The 601-nt window shown below is 72.0% G+C and carries 1 protein-coding gene; it reads right to left on the reverse strand.

Annotated features, from left to right (window positions below):
• Positions 1–98: 98 nt before the first annotated feature.
• Positions 99–601 (reverse strand): hypothetical protein (locus tag AC27KI_RS26850; RefSeq protein ID WP_487091517.1); only part of this gene is annotated, 503 nt, incomplete at its 5' end.

The following is a 601-nucleotide window of genomic DNA, read 5'->3' on the forward strand; positions in this document are numbered from 1 at the left end:
ATGCGCCGCGAAGTGGCAAGAGGGACGAGAAAAAAGGAAGAGGGAACGGGGCAGGGACGAGACGCCTGGAAGGCGCCCAGGGCGGCCTCAGTGCGGCGTCATGGTGGCGGCGGGCGGAACGCCGGCACGCGCACCGCGGTGCCGATGCGCCGGCACTGGCCCTGGATGCGCTCCACCCAGGGGCGGCTCACGAGGAAGGTGCTGGAACCCACGGCCTCGTCGGTGGGCACCACGTCGGTCCGCAGGTTCACCGATTTGCCATTCGCCAGCGCCGCGCCGCGCTCGGCCGGGTCGTCGTCCTGTGCGGGGTTCGGGGCCCCTGGCGTCACCGGAGGCGGCACCCGCAGCCGGTAGATGTGTGATCCGGTGGTCCAGACCATCCACACCAGCGCAAAGCCTTCCGGATCGGCCTTGGACGGCGGAAACGCCTGCTGCACGAAGCAAAACGATTGGGGCCGCCGCGTCTGCCGCAGCTCCGTCAGGAACGCGCGGAGCATGGCCGGGCTGGCGATGTGTTCGGTGGCTGGCGTCGAGAAGGCCGGGTCGGCCGCCACGGGCTGCGGTTGCGGCGCGGTGCCCTGGCGGCCCGCGTCGGCCCAGG

The sequence above is a fragment of the Acidovorax sp. KPB24-03 genome, assembly GCF_057546605.1.